Consider the following 23478-nt stretch of genomic DNA (forward strand, 5'->3'; position numbering starts at 1 on the left):
GGTCGCAAAGCTGGCGAATAGCTATTATTTTTTCGTTTACTGCGAACAGTTCCACTGAAAATCTGCGTTCTGAACCCGAAATACTTATTCCCGGAGCGTCAAACCTGTTTCGGCATCCCAGCCCCCGCCCAGTGCGGCGATCAATTGAACGCTGGCAATCAACCGGCTTTGCAGCACGCTGAGCACACTGCGTTCGTTGCTCAAGGCAGTCGCCTGAACATTGACGACGTCCAGATAACCGATCAGCCCGGCCTTGTATTGATTGTTGGTCAGGCGCAGCGAATCACGAGCCGAGACCAGCGCTTCCTGGCGCACCGCAGCCTCCTGCTCGTATACCTTGAGCTGAACCAGATAGTTCTCGACCTCCTGAAAACCGTTCAGCACGGTCTGCCGGTACTGGGCAACAGTCTGGTCATACACGGCCTCGGTACGATCAACCTCGGCCGAGCGCCTGCCGCCGTCGAACAGGGTCAGCGCCAGCTGCGGGCCTACCGACCAGAAGCGGTTGGGCAGGCTGATCCAGTTGGCAAAGGTACTGCTGCTGTAACCGCCGCTCATGCTCAGCGTGAAGTCCGGATAATAAGCCGCCTTGGCCACGCCGATGTTGGCATTGGCGCCCATTACCGAGCGCTCGGCTGCAGCAATATCAGGTCGGCGTTCGAGCAACTGCGAAGGCAGGCCTGGCGGGATCTGCGGCAACTGCGGAATCGAGGTGCTGGCGGGCAGATTGAAGTCTGCCGGTGCCATGCCCATCAGTACAGCGATGGCATTCTCGAATTGCGCACGCTGCCAGGCCAGATCGATCAGATCGGCCTGGGTGCTTTTCAACTGCGTCTGCGCCTGCGCGACAGCATCACTTCCGGAGATACCGGCCCGGTACTGATTCTGCGTCAGCGTCAGGGAGCGCTGATAGGCATCCACCGTGGATTCCAGCAGGCGTTTTTGTTCATCGATCACGCGCAATTGCAGGTAATTCTGTACCAGCTCCGATTGCAGACTCAGACGCATCGCGGCCAGGTCGGCAAGACTTGCCTGAGCATTGGCGGTGTCAGCCTCCAGCCCGCGCCGCAGCTTGCCCCAGACATCGGCCTCCCAACTGACGCCCAGTTGCGCGTTGTAACTGTTGCGAATCCCCGAGGCACTCGTGCCGCTATTCGACGTGCCTGTGCCCTGCCCCGAGCGGGTTTTGCCGGTTGTCAGGTCAAGCGTAGGCAGGAATGCAGCCCTGGAGCTGCGCACCAGTGTCTGTGCCTGTCGATACTGCGCATCGTACTGGGCGACGGTCTGGTTGGACGTGTTCAGGCGCTCGACCAGAGCGTTCAGTTGCGGGTCCTTGTACACCTCCCACCACGCACCTTTGGCCATCCCGTCACTCGGCGTGGCCGTACGCCAGCCCTGCGCAGCCTTGAACTGCGCGGGTGCGGCCATGGACGGCTTCTGGTAATCCGGACCCACAGCGCAGGCGCTGAGCAGCACCACACAAAGCCCCAGCGCGAATGGACGAATCAGCCCTGTCGGGCGGGAGGTGAATGCCAGGCGTTCGGTCATAGCGGAGTTTCCAGAGCAGCATCGGTGCGCACGCCACGCCATTTGTTGTAACGATGGCGCAGACGGTCGAGATAAAGGTAAACCACCGGAGTGGTGTAAAGGGTCAGGACCTGGCTGAAGATCAGGCCGCCGATGATGGTCAAGCCCAGCGGCTTGCGCATTTCAGCGCCTTCGGCGGTGCTCAACAGCAATGGCAAGGCGCCCAGGATGGCGGCCATCGTAGTCATCAGAATTGGCCGCAGGCGCTGCAGGCAGGCGCTGCGGATCGACTCTTGCGGCGTCATTCCCTGTTCGCGCTCCAGATGCAGGGCAAGGTCGATCATCATGATCGCGTTTTTCTTGACCACGCCGATCAGCAGGAACAACCCCAACAGGGAGATCAGACTGAATTCGCTGCCCAGCACATAGATCGTCAGCAATGCGCCAACCCCTGCGGACGGAAGCGTCGAAAGGATCGTCAGCGGATGAATGTAACTTTCGTAGAGGATCCCCAGCACCAGGTACACCGCCAGCAACGCACCGAGGATTATCCACGGCTGGCTCTTCTGCGTCGAGGCGAAGGCATTGGCGGTCCCGGCCATTTTGGAAATGATGTCGGACGGCAGACCGATGGCGGCAATCGCCCGCTCTATCGCCACGGTGGCCTTGTCGAGGCTGGCCCCTTCGGCCAGATCGAAGGAAATGTTTTCAGCGGCGAACTGGCCGTCATGCGATACCCGGTCGTTGGCCAGACTGCGCTCGTAATGGGCGATGCTCGACAGCGGTACGCGCTGCCCGTCTGCGGTAATCACCTGGACCTGTTCCAGCGTCACCGGGTCCTGGGCGTATTTTGGATTGACCTCCATCACCACCTTGTACTGGTTGAGGCTGTCATAGATGGTCGATACCTGGCGCTGGCTGTAAGCGTTGTTGAGCACCGCCGTGACCATGTTCATATCGATACCCAGCCGCTTGGCCGTGTCACGGTTGACCACCAGGGTCACCTGCTGTGCTCCGCGCCCTTCCCGTGCGTCGATGGCGGTCAACTCGGGTATCGACTTGAGCGCTGCGACGATCTTCGGGTACCACAGACGCAGGCTGCCCAGGTCAGCGCTCTGCACGATGTATTGATACTGCGAACTGGTCTGCTCGCGACCGCCGCCCAGTTGCAGGTCCTGATCCGGTGCCAGGAACAGTCTGCCGCCCGGCACATGCGGCATGTTCTTGCGCAGGCGCTCGACCACTTTCTCGGCAGACAGCTTGCGCTCGGCAATCGGCTTGAGGCGCACGATCATGAAAGCGTTATTGGTGCCACCGCTGCCACCGATAAAACCGGCAACGCTTTCCACCGCAGGGTCAGCGAGAATCGATAGGCGGAAGGTCTCCATTTTCGGCTGCATGACCGAAAACGAAAGGCCATCGTCACCGCGCACGAAACCCATCAGTTGCCCGGTGTCCTGTTGCGGCAGAAAGGTCTTGGGTACCACCACATACAGCGCGATATTGACCACCACGGTGATCAGCAGGCTGAGCAGCGTCAGCCTTCGATGCCGCATCACCCAGCCCAGCGAGCGGTCGTAGCCTGCCACCATTCGATCGTTGACCCGCTCGCTCCAGCGCTGAAAGGCGTTTTCCCCATGGGCTTCGCGTGGCTTCAACCAGCGCGCGCACAACATTGGCGTCAGGGTCAGGGACACGATCAGCGAGACGATGATCGACACTGACAAGGTAATGGAAAACTCGCGAAACAGACTTTCGACCAGACCGCCCATGAACAGGATGGAAATGAACACCGCGACCAGCGAGACGTTCATCGACAGCAAGGTGAACCCGACCTCCTTGGCGCCCAGAAAAGCCGCTTTCATGGGGTCGAGGCCGTTGTGAATATGCCGGGATATGTTTTCCAGCACGACGATGGCGTCGTCCACCACCAGACCGGTGGCGAGGATCAACGCCATCAGTGACAGGTTGTTCAGCGAGAAGCCGAACAGGTGCATGATCGCAAAGGTGCCGACCAGCGATACCGGAACCGCCAGGGTGGGGATCAGCGAGGCGCGAAAACTGCCGAGGAACAGGAACACCACCATCACCACCAGCACCACGGCAATCAGCAGGGTCATTTCGGCTTCGTGCAGCGTCGCCTTGATCACCGGCGAGCGGTCCATCGCTATATTGAGACTGACACTGGCCGGCAGCACCGCTCGCAACGCTGGCAACTGCGCCTTGATCTGCGCCACGGTTTCAATGATGTTGGCGCCCGCCTGGCGGTTGACGACCAGCAGCACGGCACGGTCATTGTTGTAGAAGCCGCTGTTGTAACGGTCTTCCACGGCGTCGCTGACTTTCGCCACGTCCTTGAGGCGCAAGGTCGCTCCGTCCTTGTAGCGAATGATCAGCGGCGCATAATCCTTGGCGGTTTCCAGCTGATCGTTGGCCTGCACCTGCCAGTTATGCTGGTCGTCCTCCACAAACCCCTTCGGTCGCCTTACGTTGGCGCCGGTGATCGCAGTCCGCACGTCGTCGAGCGATACGCCGTACTGGGAGAGCATCTGCGGCTCCAGCTCGATACGCACAGCAGGCAGCGAGCTGCCGCCGATCTGCACTTCGCCGACCCCGGAAACCTGTGACAGGCTCTGCGACAGGATGGTGGACGCCAGGTCGTAAAGCTGGCCCTTTTCCAGCACCGTCGACGTCATCGACAAGACCATGATCGGCGCCTGCGACGGGTTGACCTTCTTGTAGGTCGGCATGCTGCGCATCCCGCTGGGCAGCAGGTTGCGTGAGGCATTGATCGCCGCCTGCACTTCCCGGGCAGCGCCGTTGATGTCGCGATCCAGATCGAACTGCAGAATGATCCGTGTGGTGCCCTGGCTTGAATTGCTGGTCATGGTGTTGACACCGGCAATACTGCCCAGCGAACGCTCCAGCGGCGTGGCCACCGTGGACGCCATCACCTCAGGGCTGGCACCGGCGAGACTGGCCGAGACCACAATCACCGGGAAATCCATGTTCGGCAACGGTGCCACCGGCAACAAGCGAAAGCTCACCGCGCCGAGCAGCATAATCGCCAGGCTCAGCAGAACGGTCGCAACGGGGCGGCGGATGAACGGCGCTGAGAGGTTCATGCGTCAGCCCGTTCCTGTCGGTCCGGGTCGGCAGGTTTGCGACTCCAGCGACGGCCAAGGCGGTCGAAATACAGGTAGATGACCGGCGTGGTGAACAGTGTCAGGACCTGGCTGAGCAACAGCCCGCCGACCATCACCAGCCCCAGGGGTTGCCGCAATTCGGCGCCGGAACCGCTGGCGAGCATCAGCGGGATGGCGCCGAACAGCGCTGCCAGGGTGGTCATGAGAATCGGCCGGAAGCGCAACAGCGCCGCGTCGTAGATCGCCTTTTCAGGCGCAACACCGCGGTTGCGCTCCGCGTCGAGCGCGAAGTCGATCATCATGATCGCGTTCTTCTTGACGATGCCGATCAACAGAATGATGCCGATGATCGCAATCATCCCCAGATCGTTGCCGCTGATCAGCAGGGCCAACAAGGCCCCCACTGCGGCCGACGGCAGGGTCGAGAGGATGGTGATCGGGTGAATGTAGCTCTCGTAGAGCACGCCCAGCACGATGTACATGGTGACCACCGCCGCCAGAACCAGCAGCAACGTGCTGGACAACGAAGCCTGAAACGCTTCGGCAGCGCCCTGGAACTGGGTCTGCACGCCAATCGGCATGCCGATCTCCTGCTCGACCTGCTCGATCACCTTCACCGCCTTGCCCAGGGCGATGTCGGGCGCCAGGTTGAACGACATCATCACTGCAGGAAACTGCCCAAGGTGAGCGATGGCCAGTTGCGCCTGGCGCTGCTCGACACGTGCTAGGCTCGACAGCTTCACCTGTGCGCCATCGGTGGTCTTGACGTGGATCTGCTCGAGCGCCGCCGGGCCGAGCTCACTGCCCGACGCAGCCTGCAGCACCACGCGGTACTGGCTGGCCTGCGTATAGATGGTGGATATCTGGCGCTGACCGAATGCGTCGTACAGCGCATCGGTAATGTTCGCAACCGTGACCCCGACCCGGCTGGCCGCATCACGATCGATGTTCAGGTACACCTGCAAACCTTTGTCCTGCAGGTCGCTGGCCACATCCCTCAGTTCGGGCCGCTTGCCGAGCGCGTCTACCAGTTTTTCGCTCCACAACGTCAGCAGTTCGGCGTCGGGCGACGACATGCTGAATTGATACTGGGTGCGACTGACCCGGTCTTCGATGGTCAGATCCTGCACCGGCTGCATGAACAGACGGATATCCGACAGTTTGTCGACCTCTGGCTGCAGGCGCTGGATCACCTCGGACGCAGTCAGGTCGCGCGCTCCGTGAGGCTTGAGGTTGATCAGCAGACGCCCGCTGTTGAGCGTGGCATTGTCACCGTCGACACCGATGTAGGACGACAGACTGACCACTGCCGGGTCCTTGAGAATGATGTCGGCCAGTGCCTGCTGACGCTGGCTCATCGCCGCGAAAGAGACCGACTGTGGCGCTTCCGAAATACCCTGGATCACCCCGGTATCCTGCACCGGGAAAAAGCCTTTGGGCACGACGATGTACAGCAGCACCGTCAATGCCAGGGTGGCCAAAGCGACCAGCAGGGTCAGTGGCTGATGCTTGAGCACCCAGCGCAGCCTGCCCGCGTAGATGTCGATCAGCCAGTCGATCCAGGCACCACTGGCGCGGTAAAAGCGGCTCTGCTCTTCTTCCCTGGGCTCGCGCTTGAGCAAGCGTGCGCACATCATCGGCGTCAGGGTCAGCGAGACCACCAGCGATATCAATATCGCGACCGCCAGGGTAATCGCGAACTCGCGGAACAGCCGCCCTACCACGTCGGCCATGAACAACAGCGGGATCAATACCGCAATCAGTGACAGGGTCAGGGAGATCAGGGTGAAACCGATCTGCTTCGCGCCCTTGAGCGCGGCCTGCAGGGGCGTCTCGCCCTCTTCGATATGCCGGGAGATGTTTTCCAGCATGACGATGGCGTCATCGACGACGAAACCGGTGGCAATGGTCATGGCCATCAGCGTCAGGTTGTTGACCGAGAAACCGGCCAGGTACATCACGCCGAACGTGCCTACCAGCGACAGCGGAACGGCGATCGAAGGAATGATCGTCGCGCTGAAACGACGCAGGAACAGGAACGTGACCAGCACCACCAGGACGATCGCGATCAGCAATTCGTGCTGAACATCGGTCACCGACGCGCGGATGGTTTGCGTGCGGTCCGTCAGGACCACGACGTCGAGGCCGGCCGGAAGGTTTTCGGTGATCGACGGCAGCAACGCCTTGATCCGGTCGACCACCTCGATGACGTTGGCGCCCGGCTGACGCTGAATGTTCAACAGCACCGCCTGGCTACGATTGGCCCAGGCCGCGAGCCGCTCGTTTTCGGCACCATTGACGATTTCGGCGACATCCTTCAGGCGCAAGGGTGCGCCATCCTTGTAAGCCAGAATCAGGTTGGCGTACTCCTCCGGAGACTTCAGCTGATCGTTGGCATCGAGCATCGACACCCGGGTCGGCCCGTCGAAGTTGCCCTTCGGCTGGTTGACGTTGGAGGCGCTGATCAGAGTACGCACATCGGACAGGTTGAGGCTGTTGGCGGCGAGCGCCTCCGGATTGACCTTGATCCGTACCGCCTGACGCTGCCCGCCGGCAATGCTGACCATGCCGACACCGCTGATCTGCGAGATCTTCTGCGCCATACGCGTATCGACCAGATCATTGAGCTTGGGCAACAACATGGTTTTCGAAGTGATCGCCAGGGTCAGAACCGGAGTATCGGCCGGGTTGACCTTGTTGTAGACCGGAGGCGCTGGCAGGTCAGTTGGCAGCAGGTTGGTGGCCGCGTTGATCGCTGCCTGCACCTGCTGCTCGGCGACATCCATATTGATTTCAAGGCTGAAGCGCAAGGTAATGACCGACGCACCGCCAGAGCTGGTCGAGGCCATCTGTGTCAGGCCGGGCATCTGTCCGAATTGACGTTCCAGCGGCGCAGTCACGGAACTGGTCATCACCTGCGGGCTGGCACCCGGGTACAGGGTCATCACCCGGATGGTCGGGTAGTCGACCTGGGGCAACGCCGAAACCGGTAGCAAGGTATAGGCGATCAGACCCGCCAGGACGATTGCCAACATGCTCAGTGTGGTGGCAACCGGACGCAGGATGAACAGGCGCGACATGTTCATACGTTTGGTTTTTCCACCTTGCCGAGCGCCGCCGACTTGTCGGTCTTGCTGTCAGGCTTGCCTTGCAGCTTCTGAGCCGGGCCAGCCGGGACTTCCTTGCTGTCGTTGACGACTTCGACTTCGGCACCGTCGCGCAGACGGTCGGTGCCTTCGAGCACCACCCGCTCGCCGGCTGCCAGACCTTCGGTAATCACCGTGGATGTCTCGTCGCTCGGGCCGGTCTTCAGCAGTTTGAGCTTGACCTTCTTGTCACCGTCCAGCACGTAGACAAAGGTCCCGTCGGTGCCAAACTGCACGGCAGCCGTCGGCACCAGCGTGACTTTTTTCAGCATGTCGGCGCGCAGCCGTATATTGACGAACTGATTGGGAAACAGGACCTCGTCGCTGTTATCGAAACGCGCCTTGAACTTCAGTGTGCCGGTAGCCACGTCGATCTGGTTGTCGAGGCTGGCCAGTACGCCGGTGGCCTGCATCTTCGTATCGCCACGGTCCCAGGCTTCGACCGGCAGCTTGTCGCCGGTGCGGTAGCGGGAAATAACTTTCGACAGGTCCTTTTCAGGCAGCGTGAATGCGACGGAAATAGGCTGGGTCTGGGTAATCACCGCCAGTGCCGTGGTGTCATTGGCGGCAACCAGATTACCCACGTCCAGCTGTTTGAGGCCGACACGCCCGGCAATCGGGGCACGAATGCGACTGAAGTCCAGGTTGAGTTTTGCGTCAGCCACGGCAGCCTGATTGGTCTTGATCGTGCCCTTGTATTGGTTGACCAGCGACTCGGCAGTGTCGAGGGTCTGCTTGGCGATGCTGTCCTCGGCAAACAAGCCTCGGTAACGCTGCACGTCGAGCTGAGCGTTCTTGAGCAGCGCCTGGTTGGTGGCCAGCGTACCTTCGGCCTGCTGCAACGCCACTTGATAGCTGCGCGGATCGATTTCAGCCAGCAGATCACCCGCCTTGACCATCTGCCCTTCCTGGAAATAAAGCTTGACCAGCTCCCCCGCCACGCGGCTGCGCACATTGATGGTGTTCATCGCCGTCACGGTGCCAAGTGCCTTGTAGTAGATCGGAAAATCACCTTCGGTAGCCGGGGCCACACGCACCGGGACCGCCACAGCCGATCCGCCGAAGCCGGGCCTTGCCATGCCGCTTGTAGCGGGCTTCTTGTTGCTCTCGGCCCCCTTGCCGGAAGTGGACGCAGGCCAGAACCACCAGCACAAGGCGACGATGACCAACAGGACCAGCAAACTGATCAACCAGCGACGGGATTTACGGGAGCCAGACGATTGCATGAATAAATCAACCATTACAGGTGGGGGTTTGTTCAGAAGGCTGAACAATAAGCACAGTTACGTTACAAGCAAAGCGCCTTTACCAAGCGCTTACTTTGGATAAACGTATGAAGCACAAACAAAAAAAACGGCCTGAGCGGACTCAGGCCGTCTATAGGTTGCGGAAAGTTACTTCAGCACAGCCAATGCAGCGTCGTAGTTGGGCTCACTACCGATCTCGGCGACCAGTTCGCTGTGCAGCACCTTGTCGTTCTCGTCCAGAACAACCACGGCGCGCGCAGTCAGACCCGCGAGCGGGCCGTCGGCAACGGCAACACCATAATTGCGGGCAAAATCGGCACTGCGGAACGAGGACAGGTTCTGGACATTCTCCAGGCCTTCGGAGCCGCAGAAACGCGCCTGGGCAAACGGCAGGTCGGCCGAGATGCACAGAACCACGGCGTTGCTCAGGTCATTGGCCTGAGTGTTGAATTTACGTACCGAAGTGGCACAGGTCGGCGTATCGACGCTCGGGAAGATGTTCAATACCTTGCGCTTGCCGGCGAAGGAAGCCAGAGTCTTATCGGCAAGACCTGCGCCCACCAGCGTGAAATCGTGTGCCTTGCTACCGACTTCAGGCAGGTTGCCACTGACCTGAACGGGGCTGCCTTTGAGGGTCACTTGAGCCATGAAACACGTTCCTTTTCAAAATGGATGAAAGAGCCGGAAGTTAAACACGAAAGTGTGCCGCGGCCTATATGGGATAATTCTGAATTTTTTTCAGGAAACCAGTCTGTCCCTGATATCTGTGTGGGCACACAATTCCACCAGCCAATCAACGAATACCCTGACCCGTCGTGACAACTGTCGATGCGGGGGGTAAAGCGCGGTCAGTGGCAGCGGCGGCGGACGATGCAATCGCAATACTTCCACCAGCCCACCGCTGCGCAATTGCGCGGCGACATGGTAGCGCGGCACCTGAATCAGGCCGAAACCGGCTTCGCACGCTGCGACATAACCGTCGGCACTGTTGACAGCGATCGAGCAGGCCGATGCGTGTTCGACGCCCATACCAGCAGCCATGAACTCGAGGCCATAACGCTTGCCGGTGCTGGTCGAAAAATATTCGATTACCTGATGTTGCGCGAGCGCCTGCAGGTCCAGTGGCGTGCCGTGTTGCGCCAGGTACTCGCGACTGGCGCAGGTAATCTGGGTCAGACTGCCCAGCGGCCTGGCAACCAGTGTTTCATCCAGTGCCGCTCCGGCACGCAACACGCAGTCCACGCCTTCGCGGATCAGATCGACCGGCCTGTCACTCATGCCGATCTCCAGGCGGATCTGCGGGTAGCGTCGGCTGAATTCAGGCAGCGCCGGGATGATGATCATGCGCCCCAGACTGACCGGCAGATCGACACGCAACAGCCCCTTGGGCTCGGCCCCCGTCGCCGAGAACGACGCTTCGGCATCGTCCAGATCGGCCAGCAGGCTGACGCAGCGCTGGTAATAGGCCTTGCCGTCCGGGGTGGCGCTGACCTGCCGCGTCGTACGCTGCAAAAGCTGTACGCCCAGATGCGCTTCGAGCTGCTTGATCAGAATCGTCACCGAGGCACGGGGCATGTGCAGACTCTCGGCCGCCCTGGCGAAACCGCCCAGCTCGACGATACGGGTGAACACGCGCATGGCGTTGAATCGATCCATGATGGCCGGCAACCTGAAGGTAGATGACATGTGAGGTAACTTGCAGTTGCAAGAAAGACGCCCGGGAAAGGCCAGACGGCTGGGTGCAGAGCCGTGCTTTTAACGCCACCAGCCCTTGCCTAGAAGTCCCTTTTATAGAAAATATCCAGCGAGCTGGCAACACCGCTCGCGGCCTCCAGGTACACGCGCTTGCTGAGCAGATAGCGCAAGGCGATGGTATTGGCCGGTTCAAACACGCCCACGCCATAACGCAGGCTGAGCTTGTCGGTGATCTTGCCGCTGGCAACCACGTTGGTCTTGTCGCCGGTTCCCGAGGTGTCCAGTTCGAAGTCCTTGATCCCCAGATTGTCGGCGAGCTTGCCAGTGGTCGACGAGCTACCTGCCACACCCAATGCCAGCGCAGCCTGAGCGACCATGTTGTTGTCTTCGCCGGAAGTGCTGAGCGGTCTGCCCATGACCAGATAGGAAAGCGCCTGCTCCTGGCTCATCGCAGGTTCGGAGAACACCTCGGTGGTAGGCTGCTCGGCGCTGCCGGTCAGGCGAATACCGGCAATCACGTCGTCGGTCTGCCGAATCGCCTCGATGTCCAGATAAGGCTGGTCGACCGGACCGGCAAACAGCAGACGCGCCTTGCGGATGGTCAGCCGCTGCCCATAGGCGCGATACCGACCATCGTTCAGGTTCAGTTCGCCACGGGTGTCCAAATTGTCGCCAATGTGCACATGCCCGACCAGATTGGCGGTCAGCCCGAAGCCGCTGAAGCTGAGCTTTTCCTGGCCGACGTCCACATCGATATCCATCGCCACCGCGAGCGGCGGAGCGCCTTCCTCGGTCTGCTGTCCGACGATTACCGTGTCACCGGAGAGCTTCACAGTGGAAGGCGGCAACTCGCGTACGGTAATCGCGCCATTGGGCACCAGCACCTTGCCGGAGATGGCCAGTCGCTCGCCCTGCATGGAGATTTTCAGATCAGGCGCCGCCTCTACCGCCGCATAGGGTTCGACAGTGATCGGCAGGCGCGAGCCCTTGAGGCTCACATCGACGTTCAGGCTCTGCCCCCAGGCCACCTGACCGCCTATGCTGCCCTGCCCGGTGCTGCCACTTTTCCAGCCGCCATTGAGCTGTACGCTTGCTCCGGCAATCAACGCCTGGACCTTGAGGTCGTGCAGTTCCATGGGCAGCTCTGCCCCCGCCACCTCACCCGCTTCAAGCGTCACGTTGCCGTTGACCAGCGGCGCCAGCAACGTGCCTGACAACCGGCCATTACCATTCAGACGCCCATTGAGTTTCTGCACCATTGGCGCGAAAGGACGTGCCACCGAGATATCCAGCCCCGAGAGGTTGAAGTCACCTGCCAGGGTTTTGTCCTTGGCCAGCGGGTCGATCTGCGCGTTGAGCAGCAGCCTTCCCAGCTTGCCGCCATCGAAGTCCAGACGCGTGTCGATGCGTTTGGGCGCCAGTGTGGTGGCCAGTTTCAGCGTCTGATAAGGGAAGTCCAGCCACTGATTGTTGTTGCGTACCCGCAGCGTTCCGCCTCCGGCGTCAATCGTGACCTTGCCGCTGGGGCCGGCTGCCGGAATGTCGAGCTGCACGTCTGCATTCAGCGCGCCCTTCCAGGCAAAATCCTTGGGCATCCATTGCGCCAGGCTGTCCAGCGGGAAATTCTTGAGCTGATAACGCAGATGGGGTTCAGGCATCAGCCGCTGATCACCGCCACACAGGCTGGCAGCTCCGGACAACCAACAATGCGCACCGAAGTTGAGCCGGCCATCGGCCAGACGCTCGATCTTCGCTGGCTGCTGCAAACGCCAGTTCTGCCCGCCGCTCTGCACCGTACCGCTGGCCAGTCGGCCTCGCCAATCACCCTTGTCCAGACCACCGTCAAGGCCGATGGCCAGTTTGAGCAGAGGTCCTTGCAGGTCCAGCTTCACCTGCTGGCTCTTGAGCGTGCCCTGACCGTCCACCAGCAAGGTGCCCAACTGGGTATCGCCAGCCTGAATACCGGTGCCTTTCAGGTTGATGACCGCGCGTTGCGCCTGATCCAGTCTGGCGTTGAGCGTGAGGGTTTGCAGACGATTGTCCTGCAAGGCGAGCTGGCTGCCCTGCAAGGCCAGTTGTCCCTGGGGTGCCTGCAGCGTTCCGGCCAGGTCCAGCCGGCCTTTGACCTGCCCCTGCAAACGTGGCCAAAGCTGGGCCAGACGCGGCAGATCCATGTTCAACTGCCCCTTGAGACGCTCCTGCAGACTACCCATTCCTTGAATACGGTTGTCCCCGAGGCGGATGTTCAGACTGCTGACATTCCATTGCTGATCACGGCCGTCAGCCTTGGCTTGCAGCAGCGCAGGCTGACCACGCAGGCGCCCTTTCAAATCAAGGTCGGCGCTGAGTTCAAGCTGCTCGTTGCGCATCTGACCTTTGCTGCGTAACGGGCCTGCCAGTGTGCCGGGCAGTTCGGCAACCCAGAATGAAGGGTCCAGCGCACTCAGGTCCAGAGCCGTATCCCAGCCGATACCGTCAGCGAACTGCAGGTTCAGGAAACCGCTGGCCTTGCCCTGCCCGGCGACCAGCTCCAGCTGCGGCAGATGAATCTCCTGCAGATTGCCGCTGAACGGGCTGACCAGTGTGAACGCACCGGCAGGCCCCTTGAGGCTGGCGTTGAAATTGCCAAGGTAATTGCCATCGGTATAGGAAATATCGCCCTTGAAGGCATGCAATGCCACCTGAGGCTCTGACGCCAGTGGATACAGGCGCTGCCATGGGAAATCCAGCCAGTCAATGCTTGCATCCGCAGAAAAACCGCTCTGCCAGTTCATCTTGCCGTTGATGGCCAGACGCTGCTGATCATCGGCGGCCAGATCGAGTCCGGCGATGGTTGCGCCGTTGGCATCCACGCGTCCTTTCAATGACAACGCAACAGGGCCTTTCTCTGCGGGCAGGCTGGCGCTGCCATCTATCAAATAACCCGAGTCAAGATTGCCCTCGGCCGTCAGCAGCAACTGGTCCAGTTGCAAGGTGTCAGGCAATGCAGCGCTGGGTTTGAAGTGTTCGGCAGTCAGTCTGATGCGTGCAGGAAGGTGTTCGGCCAGGGGTTGCAACTCGCCAGTCAGCAATCCCGGCAGATAACCGCTGCTGTCCGCCTTGAGCTGCAGCGTCTTCAGCAGGTCGCCCTGGATGTCCAGCGCCAGCGTCCAGGGCTGGCCATCCTGTGGCGGAAGTTGCAGTTGACCTTGCACGCTGAGAGGCCAGTCGACCTCGGGTTTCAGCAGGCCATTGAGGTCCAGCACCAGCGCATCACGTTGCAGGTGCGCGCTGTCGATCTTCAAGCCTTCGGCGGTCCAGTGCGCTGCCAGCTTGAGATCGCGCAATTGTTCGACGCCATCCAGTTGCAGACCGCCCAGCTGTATATCACCCAGTTGCAGCGCCAGCGGTAACCTGAGCGTCGGTAACTGGATCGGGCCGTCGCTGGCGGGCGTATCGCTCGGCGGGAAATGCATCAGCACCTGCTGCGCATGCAGACGGTCGATGCACAGCGTCATCTTCAACAGGCAGGCCGGCGTCCAGGCGAAATCGACCGTTTGGACCTCGACGCGGTCTGCGCCCTGCTGCCATATCAGACGCTCGGCGCTCCACTGGCCGCCCAGTCGCCCCTGAAAGTTTTCCAGCTGTACACCGGGCACCCGAGCCAAAGCCCACTGGCTGCCCGTATGGGTGCCCAGCAGCAGCGCGACACTGATGATCACTAGCAGCAGTAATGCGACGAGTCCCAGCCCGACGACCTTGGCGCCGCGGGTGATATTCACCTTGTTCAAAGCTCCGGCCCCATCGAAAAGTGCAGACGGATTCCGCCGTCATCGTCCAGCGCGTGGGCCAGATCGAGACGCAGCGGGCCTACTGGGGATACCCAGCGCACGCCGAAACCGACTCCGGTTTTCAGGTCTGGCTTGTCCAGGCTGTTGAACGAGTTGCCCTGATCGATGAAGGTCGCCAGGCGCCATTTGTCAGCGATGGAATATTGGTATTCGACGCTACCGGCAAACATGTATCGCCCACCGATGCGGTCGCCGTCGGAATTGGTCGGTGACAACTTCTGATAGTCATAGCCGCGCACGCTCTGATCGCCACCGGCAAAAAAGCGCAGCGAGGGCGGTATCGAGGTGTAACCGTCGGTGAGGTTGCCGCCAAACTGCACGCGACCGAGAAAGCGGTGATTTTGCGCGACGGTCGTCAGCCCTTTGAGCAGCACGTTGGCATGCACCAGATTGGCGTCAGACAACATGCCCTCCTTGGCCACCTGCGTGTCGAACTGCAGTCTGTAACCCTGGTGCGGGTCGATACGGTTGTCACTGCGCAGGTACGAGTAACTGATACCGGGCATCAGCAGCGTGCTGAGGCCGGCGTCATCGCCCAGGCGGTATTCTTCACGCTGCCATTTCAGGGATATGACCCGCTCCCAGCCGCTGGGCAGCTTGCTGTGCCATTCAGGCCCGGCAGTCAGCAATTTGCTGAGGCTGTCGGTTCCGGCGATCTCTTCATACTGATACCCACCGGCGTAGCGCAATTTGTCGGTCAGCGGCGGGTCGAGCGGTACGTCGTACCACAGGCCGATATTCTGCCGTGGCGCGGAAATCTCGGATTCGAAACCATAACTGTGGCCCTGCGGATTGGCCCAATGCCGGGTCCAGTTGGCTTTGCCACGCGGGCCAACGTCAGTCGAATAGCCCAGCCCCAACCCCATGGTGCGAGGCTTGCGGGTTTCGAGCTGAACGGTCACCGGAATAACCTGATTTTCCGCTGCGGTGGGCGCCGCATCGACCCGTACGCCCTCGAAGTAACCGCTGCCCTGCATGGCCTGGGTCAGTTCGGCGATCAGTTGGGAGTCGTAAGGCGTGTTTTCCTTGAACGGCACCATGCGCTTGAGCAGATCGTCATCAAATGGCGCGTCGCCACTGAACATGACCTTGCCGAGCGTGTAGCGCGGCCCGCTTTCATAGACCAGCTCGATATCCGCCACACCGGCCCGCGGGTCGATGGCCAGGCGCTGACGGGTGAAGTGACCGCTGAAAAATCCGTAACGCGAAGCCTGATTCTGGATCAGACGCTTGGCGTCTTCATAATTGCCGTGATTCAACACCGCGCCGGTTTTCAGCGCGTCGCTGCTCGGCACACGAAAGGCCTTCATTGCTGCCGCCGGGCCTTCGACCCGGATCACCACGTTACGCAGGTGAATGGGTTCGCCCGGCTGGATGTTGATCACCAGGCTCGGTTGATCTCCGTCCTTGATCTCACTATCAATCTGCGCCTGGTAATAACCCAGCGCCTGCGCGGCTTTTTCCGCCTGCTGCTCGGCACCGAGGCTGAAGTTGCGCAATGCCTGGGCATCACGCTCGCCCAGATCACCGACATACCCTTCGACGTTGGCCTTGAGTTGCGGATTGGCAGGCTTGATCCTGACGTCGAGGCGGGCCTGGGCAAGCGCGGCCGCACTCATGGTCATCAGGAAAACGCTGCTGAATAGTCTGAAAAGCTTCATGGGCGTAGATGCTACCACGATCGACAGGCTGCACTGGAAGCCCACGAATTGCAGGATATTCAGGCCATTACGTCAGGGACCGGCAGTGACACCTGAGGGTTCGGATGAAAAAACACATGCTCGCGGACGGGGCCTACAGCAATTTCACCGATTTCTTCATAGCCCTGCCGCTTATAGAACTCCAGATAACGCGGATTGCCCGTATCTACCACGATGCCCTGGGAGTGTTCATCCACTGCGCACCAGTCGTGCAGCGCCGCCAGCAGTTGCTCGCTCAGGTCCTGACCGAGCTTCTGCCCCTGGAACTCCGGATCAAGGCCGATCAACGGCAGCACATGCACGGTTTCCGACGGCACGCAGGCAAGTACTGCGTTGTAATACGCCAGATAGCGCTGGGTGCAACCCAGGCCGGTGTCCATCACCATGCGCAGACGCCAGGCCCAGCTTTCGGTGACACCCAGACGGCGCTGCGGCGGAGCGATCAGCGCTACGCCGACCAGGCGGTCCTGGAGAAACAGGCCCAGCGCAGGCTGGTTTTGCAAAAAGTGTTGTTTGACCAGTTGGCGGATGGTCGCCAACACGCGTTGCTCATATCCCTCGCGCTCGGCGTTGAACAGATAGGCAAATGTCGGATCGTGCCGGTAGGCCCTGAACAGCAAGGAGCGGGTTTCACGGGAATAACCACTGTCGAGTTGGCGAATTTCACCCGTGATGGCAGCAGGTAGGGACATAAAGGGCCTCGTGTTAACGGAACTGCGTCTGGCGCAGCGGTTTTGGCAAGCAGGCTTTCGAGTGATGGCCATTGATAACAGTTCCAACGAATTATCCAGACACGCCTCGGCCTGCGCTTGCGACGCGGCACTGGTCCTGAAACCACAGGTCGGCTAGCATCGTTGTTTGTTTTTGCTCAGGACCGCTGTTTTATGAAAATCATCTCGTTCAACATCAATGGTCTGCGCGCTCGACCGCATCAGTTGGCGGCGCTGATCGACAAACATCAGCCTGACGTGATCGGTCTTCAGGAAACCAAGGTTTCGGACGAGCAATTTCCCCAGGCGGAAGTCGAAGCGCTGGGCTATCACGTGCACTTCCACGGCCAGAAAGGCCATTACGGTGTCGCTTTGCTGTCTCGTAATGCGCCGCTGGCCCTGCACAAGGGTTTCGAGGGGGACGACGAGGAATCCCAGAAGCGTTTCATCTGGGGTACTTACGCCGACCGCAACGGCCAGCCGGTAACCATCATGAATGGCTACTTTCCACAGGGCGAAAGCCGTGATCACCCAACCAAATTCCCCGCCAAACAGCGCTTTTACGAGAACCTGCAAACGCTGCTCGAGGGCCACTTTCGCAACGATCAGCCGCTGATCGTCATGGGCGATGTGAATATTTCTCCGCAGGACTGCGATATCGGCATCGGCGCCGACAACGCCAAACGCTGGCTGAAAACCGGCAAGTGCAGCTTTCTGCCTGAAGAGCGGGAGTGGATGGAGCGCCTGAAGAACTGGGGCCTGGTGGACAGCTTTCGTCACCTGTACCCGGAGGTCGTCGACCGCTTCAGCTGGTTCGACTATCGTAGCCGTGGCTTTGAAGACGAGCCCAAGCGCGGCCTGCGCATCGATCTGATCATGACCTCTACCGGCTTGCAGCCACGCATCAAGGAAGCCGGTGTGGATTACGACTTGCGCGCCATGGAAAAACCGTCCGACCACGCACCGATCTGGCTTGAACTCAGCTGACTTATCCCCTCCTGTGCCCCTCCCGCGCGATCCCTCCTTAATAAGGCTCGGGTCGCGCTGAAACACGTACAGCCCCTGAAATTGTCATATTCCGGCAATCTCTCTGACTTATTCTCCCGGCACCCTCCCGTGATTCATGGTGACGCCGATGCTGCGCGCTTTGCTTACGGCGCTCATCCTGTCGAGCGCTACCCTGCCCGCTTTCGCGCAAGCCGCACTGCCGTTGCCTGCTGGCGATATACCGGCGTTGCGCATTCAAGGCTCCAACACCATCAACGCCCAACTGGGACCCGCGCTGGTCGAAGGATTGATGCGCCAGCAAGGTCTGCAATCGGTACAGACCCTCCCCGGCAACACCCTCAATGAACAGCGTGTGGTCGGAACCACAGCCGCCGGACAATCGGTCAGTGTCGAAATCGCCGCGCATGGCTCAGGCACCGGTTTTACCGCACTGAAAGCAGGTAACACAGATATCGCAGCCTCTTCTCGACCGATCAAGGATCAGGAGGCCAAAGATCTGGCGAGTCTGGGGGATCTGAAAAGTGCAGCCAGCGAGCAGACCATTGCCATCGACGGCGTTGCAGTGATTCTGCATCCCGGCAATCCGCTGAGACAACTGGATACCCTTCAACTGGCGCGCATTTTCAGTGGCGAAGTCAGAAACTGGAGTGAGGTCGGTGGCAATCCAGGCGCCATCCATCTTTATGTTCGCGATGAAAAGTCCGGCACCTACGAGACGTTCAAGGACCTGGTACTGACCAAATACGGCAAGAGCCTGCTGGGCAGCGCGGCGCGCTTCGAGTCCAGCGAGCAGCTCTCCGACGAAGTCAGCAAGGACATCAATGGTATCGGCTTCATCGGCCTGCCTTCCGTACGCCGCGCCAAGGCGGTGGCCATAGCCGATGGCGATTCCAGGCCCATGCTGCCGACGATCAGCCTGATTGCCACCGAGGACTACCCGTTGTCGCGACGACTGTACTTTTATGTACCCACGTCAACGCCTCAGCGCTGGGCGCAGGCGCTGGTTCGTTTCGCGCAAAGTGCCGAGGGCCAGGCCATCGTCGCGCAAAGCGGTTTTGTCGCGCAGACCGTACAGGTCCTCAAGGTGCAGCCTACCGCGCAGATGCCCGCCGATTACCAGGCGCTGGCACGCAAGGCCGAACGCCTGTCAGTCAATTTCCGCTTTGCTCAGGGCAGCGCGCGCCTGGACAACAAGGCGCAGCAGGACCTCAAGCGGGTTGCGGATTACCTGAAATCCAGCGACAAACTGGACCGGCATGTGACGCTGGTAGGCTTCGGCGACGCCAAGAGCGACCCGGAGCGGGCCGCCCTGCTCTCCAGGCTGCGTGCCATGGCCGTGCGCCGGGAACTGCTGAAAAGAGGCGTAACGTTCCGCGATATCGTTGGTCTGGGTGACGAAATGCCGGTGGCTACCAATGAAATCGACGACGGCCGGATCAAGAACCGTCGGGTTGAAGTCTGGGTGCAGTGATCGACCGCTAGCTAGGACCTGCTGCGCGTTGAGTCTGCCGGCATATATTTGCCCAGTTCATACTTGCCGACGGCAGCGCGATGCACTTCATCCGGGCCGTCAGCCAGACGCAACGTACGCTGCATCGCGTACATGTAGGCCAGCGGGAAATCACTGGAAATCCCGGCGGCGCCGTGCATCTGGATCGCCCGATCAATGACCTTCAGCGCCACGTTGGGCGCGACCACCTTGATCTGCGCGATTTCGCTTCTGGCGACCTTGTTGCCGACGGTATCCATCATGTAGGCCGCTTTCAGGGTCAGCAGGCGTGCCATGTCGATTTCCATGCGCGAGTCGGCGATCAGGTCGATGTTGCCGCCCAGCCTGGCCAACGGCTTGCCGAATGCTACGCGGTCAATGGAACGCCTGCACATCAGCTCCAGCGCCCGCTCCGCCATGCCGATCGAGCGCATGCAGTGGTGAATCCGCCCTGGTCCGAGCCGCCCCTGAGCGATTTCAAACCCACGCCCCTCGCCGAGCAGGACGTTTTCGAACGGAACCCTGACGTTTTCGAACAACACTTCGGCATGGCCATGGGGCGCATCGTCATAACCAAACACCGGCAGTGGCCGCACGATCTTCACGCCGGGCGTATCGACCGGCACCAGAATCATCGAATGCTGCTGATGGCGCGGCCCTTCAGGATTGCTCAGGCCCATGAATATCAGGATTTTGCAGCGCGGGTCGCAGGCACCAGAGGTCCACCACTTGCGACCGTTGATGACCCACTGGTCACCGTCACGCTCAGCGCGCGCGGCCATATTGGTGGCGTCCGATGAGGCCACGTCGGGCTCGGTCATGGCAAAGGCAGAGCGAATCTCACCGCGCAGCAGCGGCTCGAGCCAGCGGGCTTTCTGTTCCTCGCTGGCATAGCGGACCAGTACCTCCATGTTGCCGGTGTCGGGTGCCGAGCAGTTGAAGGGCTCGGGACCGAGCATTGAGCGGCCCATGATTTCCGCCAGCGGCGCATATTCCAGATTGCTCAGGCCGGCGCCCAGTCCGGAGTCGGGCAGGAACAGATTCCACAATCCTTCCGATCTGGCCCGGGCCTTGAGCTCTTCCATGATTGCCGTGGGCTGCCAGCGATCCCCTTCGGCCACTTGCCGCTCGAAAACCCGCTCGGCCGGATAGACGTAGGCATCCATGAACGCCGTGACGCGTTCACGCAGGGCCTGCACCTTCGGGGAATACGCAAAATCCATGGGGTCGCCACCGTGTCGATCAGGTTGTCGAAGTCATGAACACGATGCTAGAGAAACACTGCACATTTATCTAATCTATTCCCAGCGTGTATAAACATTCATAACCGATATATGATCCGTCACCATCGCGGCATTACCACCCCTCTAAACAATCAATCACAATAACGGCACGAGGCGCCCCATCAATGAACCTGAACAAGGTCGATCTCAACCTTTTCATTGTCTTCGACGCCATCTACACCGAAGCCAACCTGACCCGCGCCGGACAGATTGTCGGCATTACCCAGCCTGCAGTCTCCAACGCACTGGCGCGGCTGCGCGAGACCTTCAACGACCCGCTGTTCGTGCGCACGGCACAAGGCATGGTGCCGACACCGATGGCGCAGAACATCATCGGCCCGGTGCGCAACGCCCTTTCGTTGCTCAGGGTATCGGTGCAGGAAAGTCGCATCTTCAACCCGTTGCAGGCCAACAAGAATTACCGCATCAGCATGACCGACCTGACCGAGGCAGTGATCCTGCCAGCGCTGTTCCAGCGACTGCGACGCCTGGCGCCTGCGGTGACCATCGAAAGCTTTCTTTCCAAGCGCCGGGAAACCACCAAGGAACTGGCCGCCGGACGCCTCGACTTCGCTGTGGACGCGCCGCTCAACACTGACCCGCAGGTGCGCCATGTGAAGCTGATGGAGGACCGCTATGTGTGTGGCATGCGCAAGGGGCATCCATTGGCAAACAAGGCCACGCTGACCCTCGACGATTACCTGAGCCAGTCTCATATCCATATCTCCAGCCGCCGCAGCGGGTTGGGCCATGTGGATCTGGCGCTCGGCAAGATGGGCATCCAGCGCAGGATAGCGTTGCGCTCGCAGCACTACATGATGGCAACCCAGGTGCTGCAGCAGACCGACATGGTCATGACTGTGCCCGAGCGCTTCGCCCGACGTAACGACTTGCACTATGTCTACCTGCCAGTCAGCGACGTTCCCTCGGTCGAGACCCACCTGTACTGGCATGAAAGCACCGACCAGGATCCGGCCAATCGCTGGATGCGCGAGCAGATCATCGAACTTTCACAGCGGGTGGTGGCGCAGGAACACAACCTCGAAAAGGCATGAAATATTTAACTTAAGTTATTGATTATAAAAACTTAAATAACATAACTTAATGTCGTTTCTAGGTAGTGGTGTGCGACCGCTCAAGCTCTGGTATCGCCACTGCAGCTTGACGCATACGTAAAGCAGCCCTTAGCTTTGCGGTTGTATACCTCGCCGAGTCATGCCATGAGCAGTCACACCTACAGCATTTCCGAGCTCGCCCGCGAGCTGGACATCACCACCCGCGCCATACGCTTTTACGAAGAGCAAGGCATGCTCAGCCCTGAACGCAAGGGCCTGGAACGTATCTATACGGCCCGTGACAAAGTCACTCTGAAACTGATCCTGCGAGGCAAGCGCATCGGTTTTTCCCTGGCCGAGTGCAAGGAACTGATCTCGTTGTACGACCCTGCCGGTGGCAATCAGAAGCAGTTGCAGACCATGCTGGGCAAGATCGCCGAACGCCGTGATCAGCTGGAGCAGCAGTTGCTGGACATCCAGCAGATGCAACTGGAACTGGACACCGCCGAAGAGCGCTGCCGAGCCGCACTCGATAAAACCGCTGCCGCCCCACTCTGACCCCTTCGCACTGACTACAAAGGCGCCGCCATGTCCCTCCCGCAAAAGGTGAATCTCGTTGAAGTCGGCCCGCGTGACGGTCTGCAGAATGAAGCGCAACCCATCAGTGTCGACGACAAGGTGCGCCTGGTGGATGACCTGACGGCAGCCGGGCTGGGCCATATCGAGGTCGGCAGCTTTGTCTCGGCCAAATGGGTCCCGCAGATGGCGGGCTCGGCTCAGGTGTTCGAGCGGATCCAGCGCCGTGAAGGCGTTATCTATTCGGCTCTGGCGCCGAATCTGCGCGGCTTCGAAGACGCATTGGCTGCCGGGGTCAGAGAAGTCGCGGTGTTCGCGGCGGCGACCGAAGGGTTCTCGCAGCGCAACCTCAACTGCTCGATCAGCGAAAGCCTGGAGCGCTTCGCGCCGGTCATGGAAGCGGCACGGATGCATGGCGTGCGGGTTCGAGGGTATGTGTCGTGCGTATTGGGCTGCCCTTATGAAGGCAGCGTTTCGCCCGAACAGGTCGCGACGGTCGCCAACCAACTGCACGCGATGGGCTGCTATGAAATTTCCCTGGGCGACACCATCGGAACCGGCACGCCGGGCGCCACACGGGCCTTGTTCAACGCCGTGGCTGCGCAGATACCGCGCGGCAAGCTGGCCGGCCACTTCCACGACACCTATGGCCAGGCGCTGGTAAACATCTACGCAAGCCTGGAGGAAGGCATCCAGGTCTTCGACAGCTCAGTGGCTGGCCTCGGCGGCTGCCCCTACGCCAAGGGTGCCAGCGGCAATGTTGCCTCCGAGGACGTGCTGTACATGTTGCAGGGGCTGGGTATCGAAACAGGCGTCGATCTGGACCAGGTCATTGCGGCGGGCCAGCGCATCTGCGACGTACTGCAACGTAGCAATGGCTCCCGCGTGGCCAGAGCCAGACTGTCTGCGTAGCACTGTCACCGGTCGGTAACAGGGTGCGACAACTTGCCACAGAGTGTTACTGTGCCCCGCGTCGAGCAGAGACAAACGGGTAACACGGAAACACTCGGCCGCAGAATCAAACGGTCCGATGCCGGAAAAACAAGGTGATCCCCCGGTATTACAG

General features: G+C 60.4%; 15 protein-coding genes. 5 read left to right on the forward strand and 10 right to left on the reverse strand.

The window, feature by feature from the left end; translation table 11 throughout:
* Positions 1-84: 84 nt before the first annotated feature.
* The 9 genes from KBY08_RS09740 to KBY08_RS09780 all read right to left on the reverse strand — a co-directional run bounded on the left by KBY08_RS09740 (position 85) and on the right by KBY08_RS09780 (position 16983).
* Positions 85-1548: an efflux transporter outer membrane subunit gene (locus KBY08_RS09740; protein ID WP_024641296.1), complete on the reverse strand. Its 1464-nt coding sequence runs from the start codon at positions 1546-1548 to the stop codon at positions 85-87.
* Positions 1545-4652, reverse strand: coding sequence for an efflux RND transporter permease subunit (locus KBY08_RS09745; RefSeq protein WP_225651124.1), 3108 nt, complete (start codon positions 4650-4652; stop codon positions 1545-1547). The genes KBY08_RS09740 and KBY08_RS09745 overlap by 4 nt, the downstream gene beginning before the upstream one ends.
* Positions 4649-7759: an MdtB/MuxB family multidrug efflux RND transporter permease subunit gene (locus tag KBY08_RS09750; RefSeq protein WP_024651442.1), complete on the reverse strand. Its 3111-nt coding sequence runs from the start codon at positions 7757-7759 to the stop codon at positions 4649-4651. Before KBY08_RS09750 ends, KBY08_RS09745 begins: the two co-directional genes overlap by 4 nt.
* On the reverse strand, positions 7756-9060 hold the full coding sequence (locus KBY08_RS09755; RefSeq protein ID WP_104684148.1) for an MdtA/MuxA family multidrug efflux RND transporter periplasmic adaptor subunit: 1305 nt from the start codon (positions 9058-9060) through the stop codon (positions 7756-7758). Before KBY08_RS09755 ends, KBY08_RS09750 begins: the two co-directional genes overlap by 4 nt.
* Positions 9061-9213: 153 nt before the next feature.
* The gene (gene tpx / locus KBY08_RS09760; protein ID WP_003402767.1) at positions 9214-9714 is read right to left on the reverse strand and encodes a thiol peroxidase; all 501 of its coding nucleotides are present in this window, start codon (positions 9712-9714) and stop codon (positions 9214-9216) included.
* A gap of 90 nt (positions 9715-9804) precedes the next feature.
* Positions 9805-10722, reverse strand: coding sequence for a LysR family transcriptional regulator (locus KBY08_RS09765; RefSeq protein ID WP_024651443.1), 918 nt, complete (start codon positions 10720-10722; stop codon positions 9805-9807).
* A gap of 119 nt (positions 10723-10841) precedes the next feature.
* Entirely contained in the window at positions 10842-14522 is a 3681-nt protein-coding gene (locus tag KBY08_RS09770) for a translocation/assembly module TamB domain-containing protein (protein ID WP_225651125.1), read from the reverse strand.
* Positions 14523-14527: 5 nt separating this feature from the next.
* A complete protein-coding gene (locus KBY08_RS09775; protein ID WP_003402770.1) occupies positions 14528-16252 on the reverse strand; it encodes an autotransporter assembly complex protein TamA in 1725 nt (574 codons plus the stop codon).
* Positions 16253-16311: 59 nt separating this feature from the next.
* Positions 16312-16983 carry a GNAT family N-acetyltransferase gene (locus tag KBY08_RS09780; protein ID WP_003345438.1) on the reverse strand — a complete coding sequence of 224 codons (672 nt, stop codon included), beginning with the start codon at positions 16981-16983 and terminating at the stop codon, positions 16312-16314.
* 192 nt (positions 16984-17175) lie between these two features.
* Here KBY08_RS09780 and xthA point away from each other — a divergent pair, with 192 nt between their 5' ends.
* Together xthA and KBY08_RS09790 are read left to right on the forward strand one after the other, a co-directional pair.
* Positions 17176-17988: an exodeoxyribonuclease III gene (xthA, locus tag KBY08_RS09785; protein ID WP_024641291.1), complete on the forward strand. Its 813-nt coding sequence runs from the start codon at positions 17176-17178 to the stop codon at positions 17986-17988.
* Between the two features lie 148 nt (positions 17989-18136).
* On the forward strand, positions 18137-19480 hold the full coding sequence (locus KBY08_RS09790) for a substrate-binding domain-containing protein (RefSeq protein WP_003402773.1): 1344 nt from the start codon (positions 18137-18139) through the stop codon (positions 19478-19480).
* A gap of 11 nt (positions 19481-19491) precedes the next feature.
* Here the strand turns inward: KBY08_RS09790 and KBY08_RS09795 are convergent, their stop codons facing one another.
* Complete coding sequence (locus tag KBY08_RS09795) at positions 19492-20721, reverse strand: acyl-CoA dehydrogenase (RefSeq protein WP_024659657.1); 1230 nt, start codon at positions 20719-20721, stop codon at positions 19492-19494.
* Positions 20722-20906: 185 nt separating this feature from the next.
* Here KBY08_RS09795 and KBY08_RS09800 point away from each other — a divergent pair, with 185 nt between their 5' ends.
* The 3 genes from KBY08_RS09800 to KBY08_RS09810 all read left to right on the forward strand — a co-directional run bounded on the left by KBY08_RS09800 (position 20907) and on the right by KBY08_RS09810 (position 23324).
* A complete protein-coding gene (locus KBY08_RS09800) occupies positions 20907-21836 on the forward strand; it encodes a LysR family transcriptional regulator (protein ID WP_003402775.1) in 930 nt (309 codons plus the stop codon).
* 165 nt (positions 21837-22001) lie between these two features.
* Positions 22002-22394, forward strand: a complete 393-nt coding sequence (locus KBY08_RS09805; RefSeq protein ID WP_003318521.1) for a MerR family transcriptional regulator — start codon at positions 22002-22004, stop codon at positions 22392-22394.
* Positions 22395-22424: 30 nt separating this feature from the next.
* Positions 22425-23324: a hydroxymethylglutaryl-CoA lyase gene (locus tag KBY08_RS09810; protein ID WP_003402776.1), complete on the forward strand. Its 900-nt coding sequence runs from the start codon at positions 22425-22427 to the stop codon at positions 23322-23324.
* Positions 23325-23478 lie beyond the last annotated feature (154 nt).

Source organism: Pseudomonas sp. P135 (assembly GCF_020312125.1).
In the GTDB taxonomy this organism is placed as follows: Bacteria; Pseudomonadota; Gammaproteobacteria; order Pseudomonadales; family Pseudomonadaceae; genus Aquipseudomonas; species Aquipseudomonas fragariae.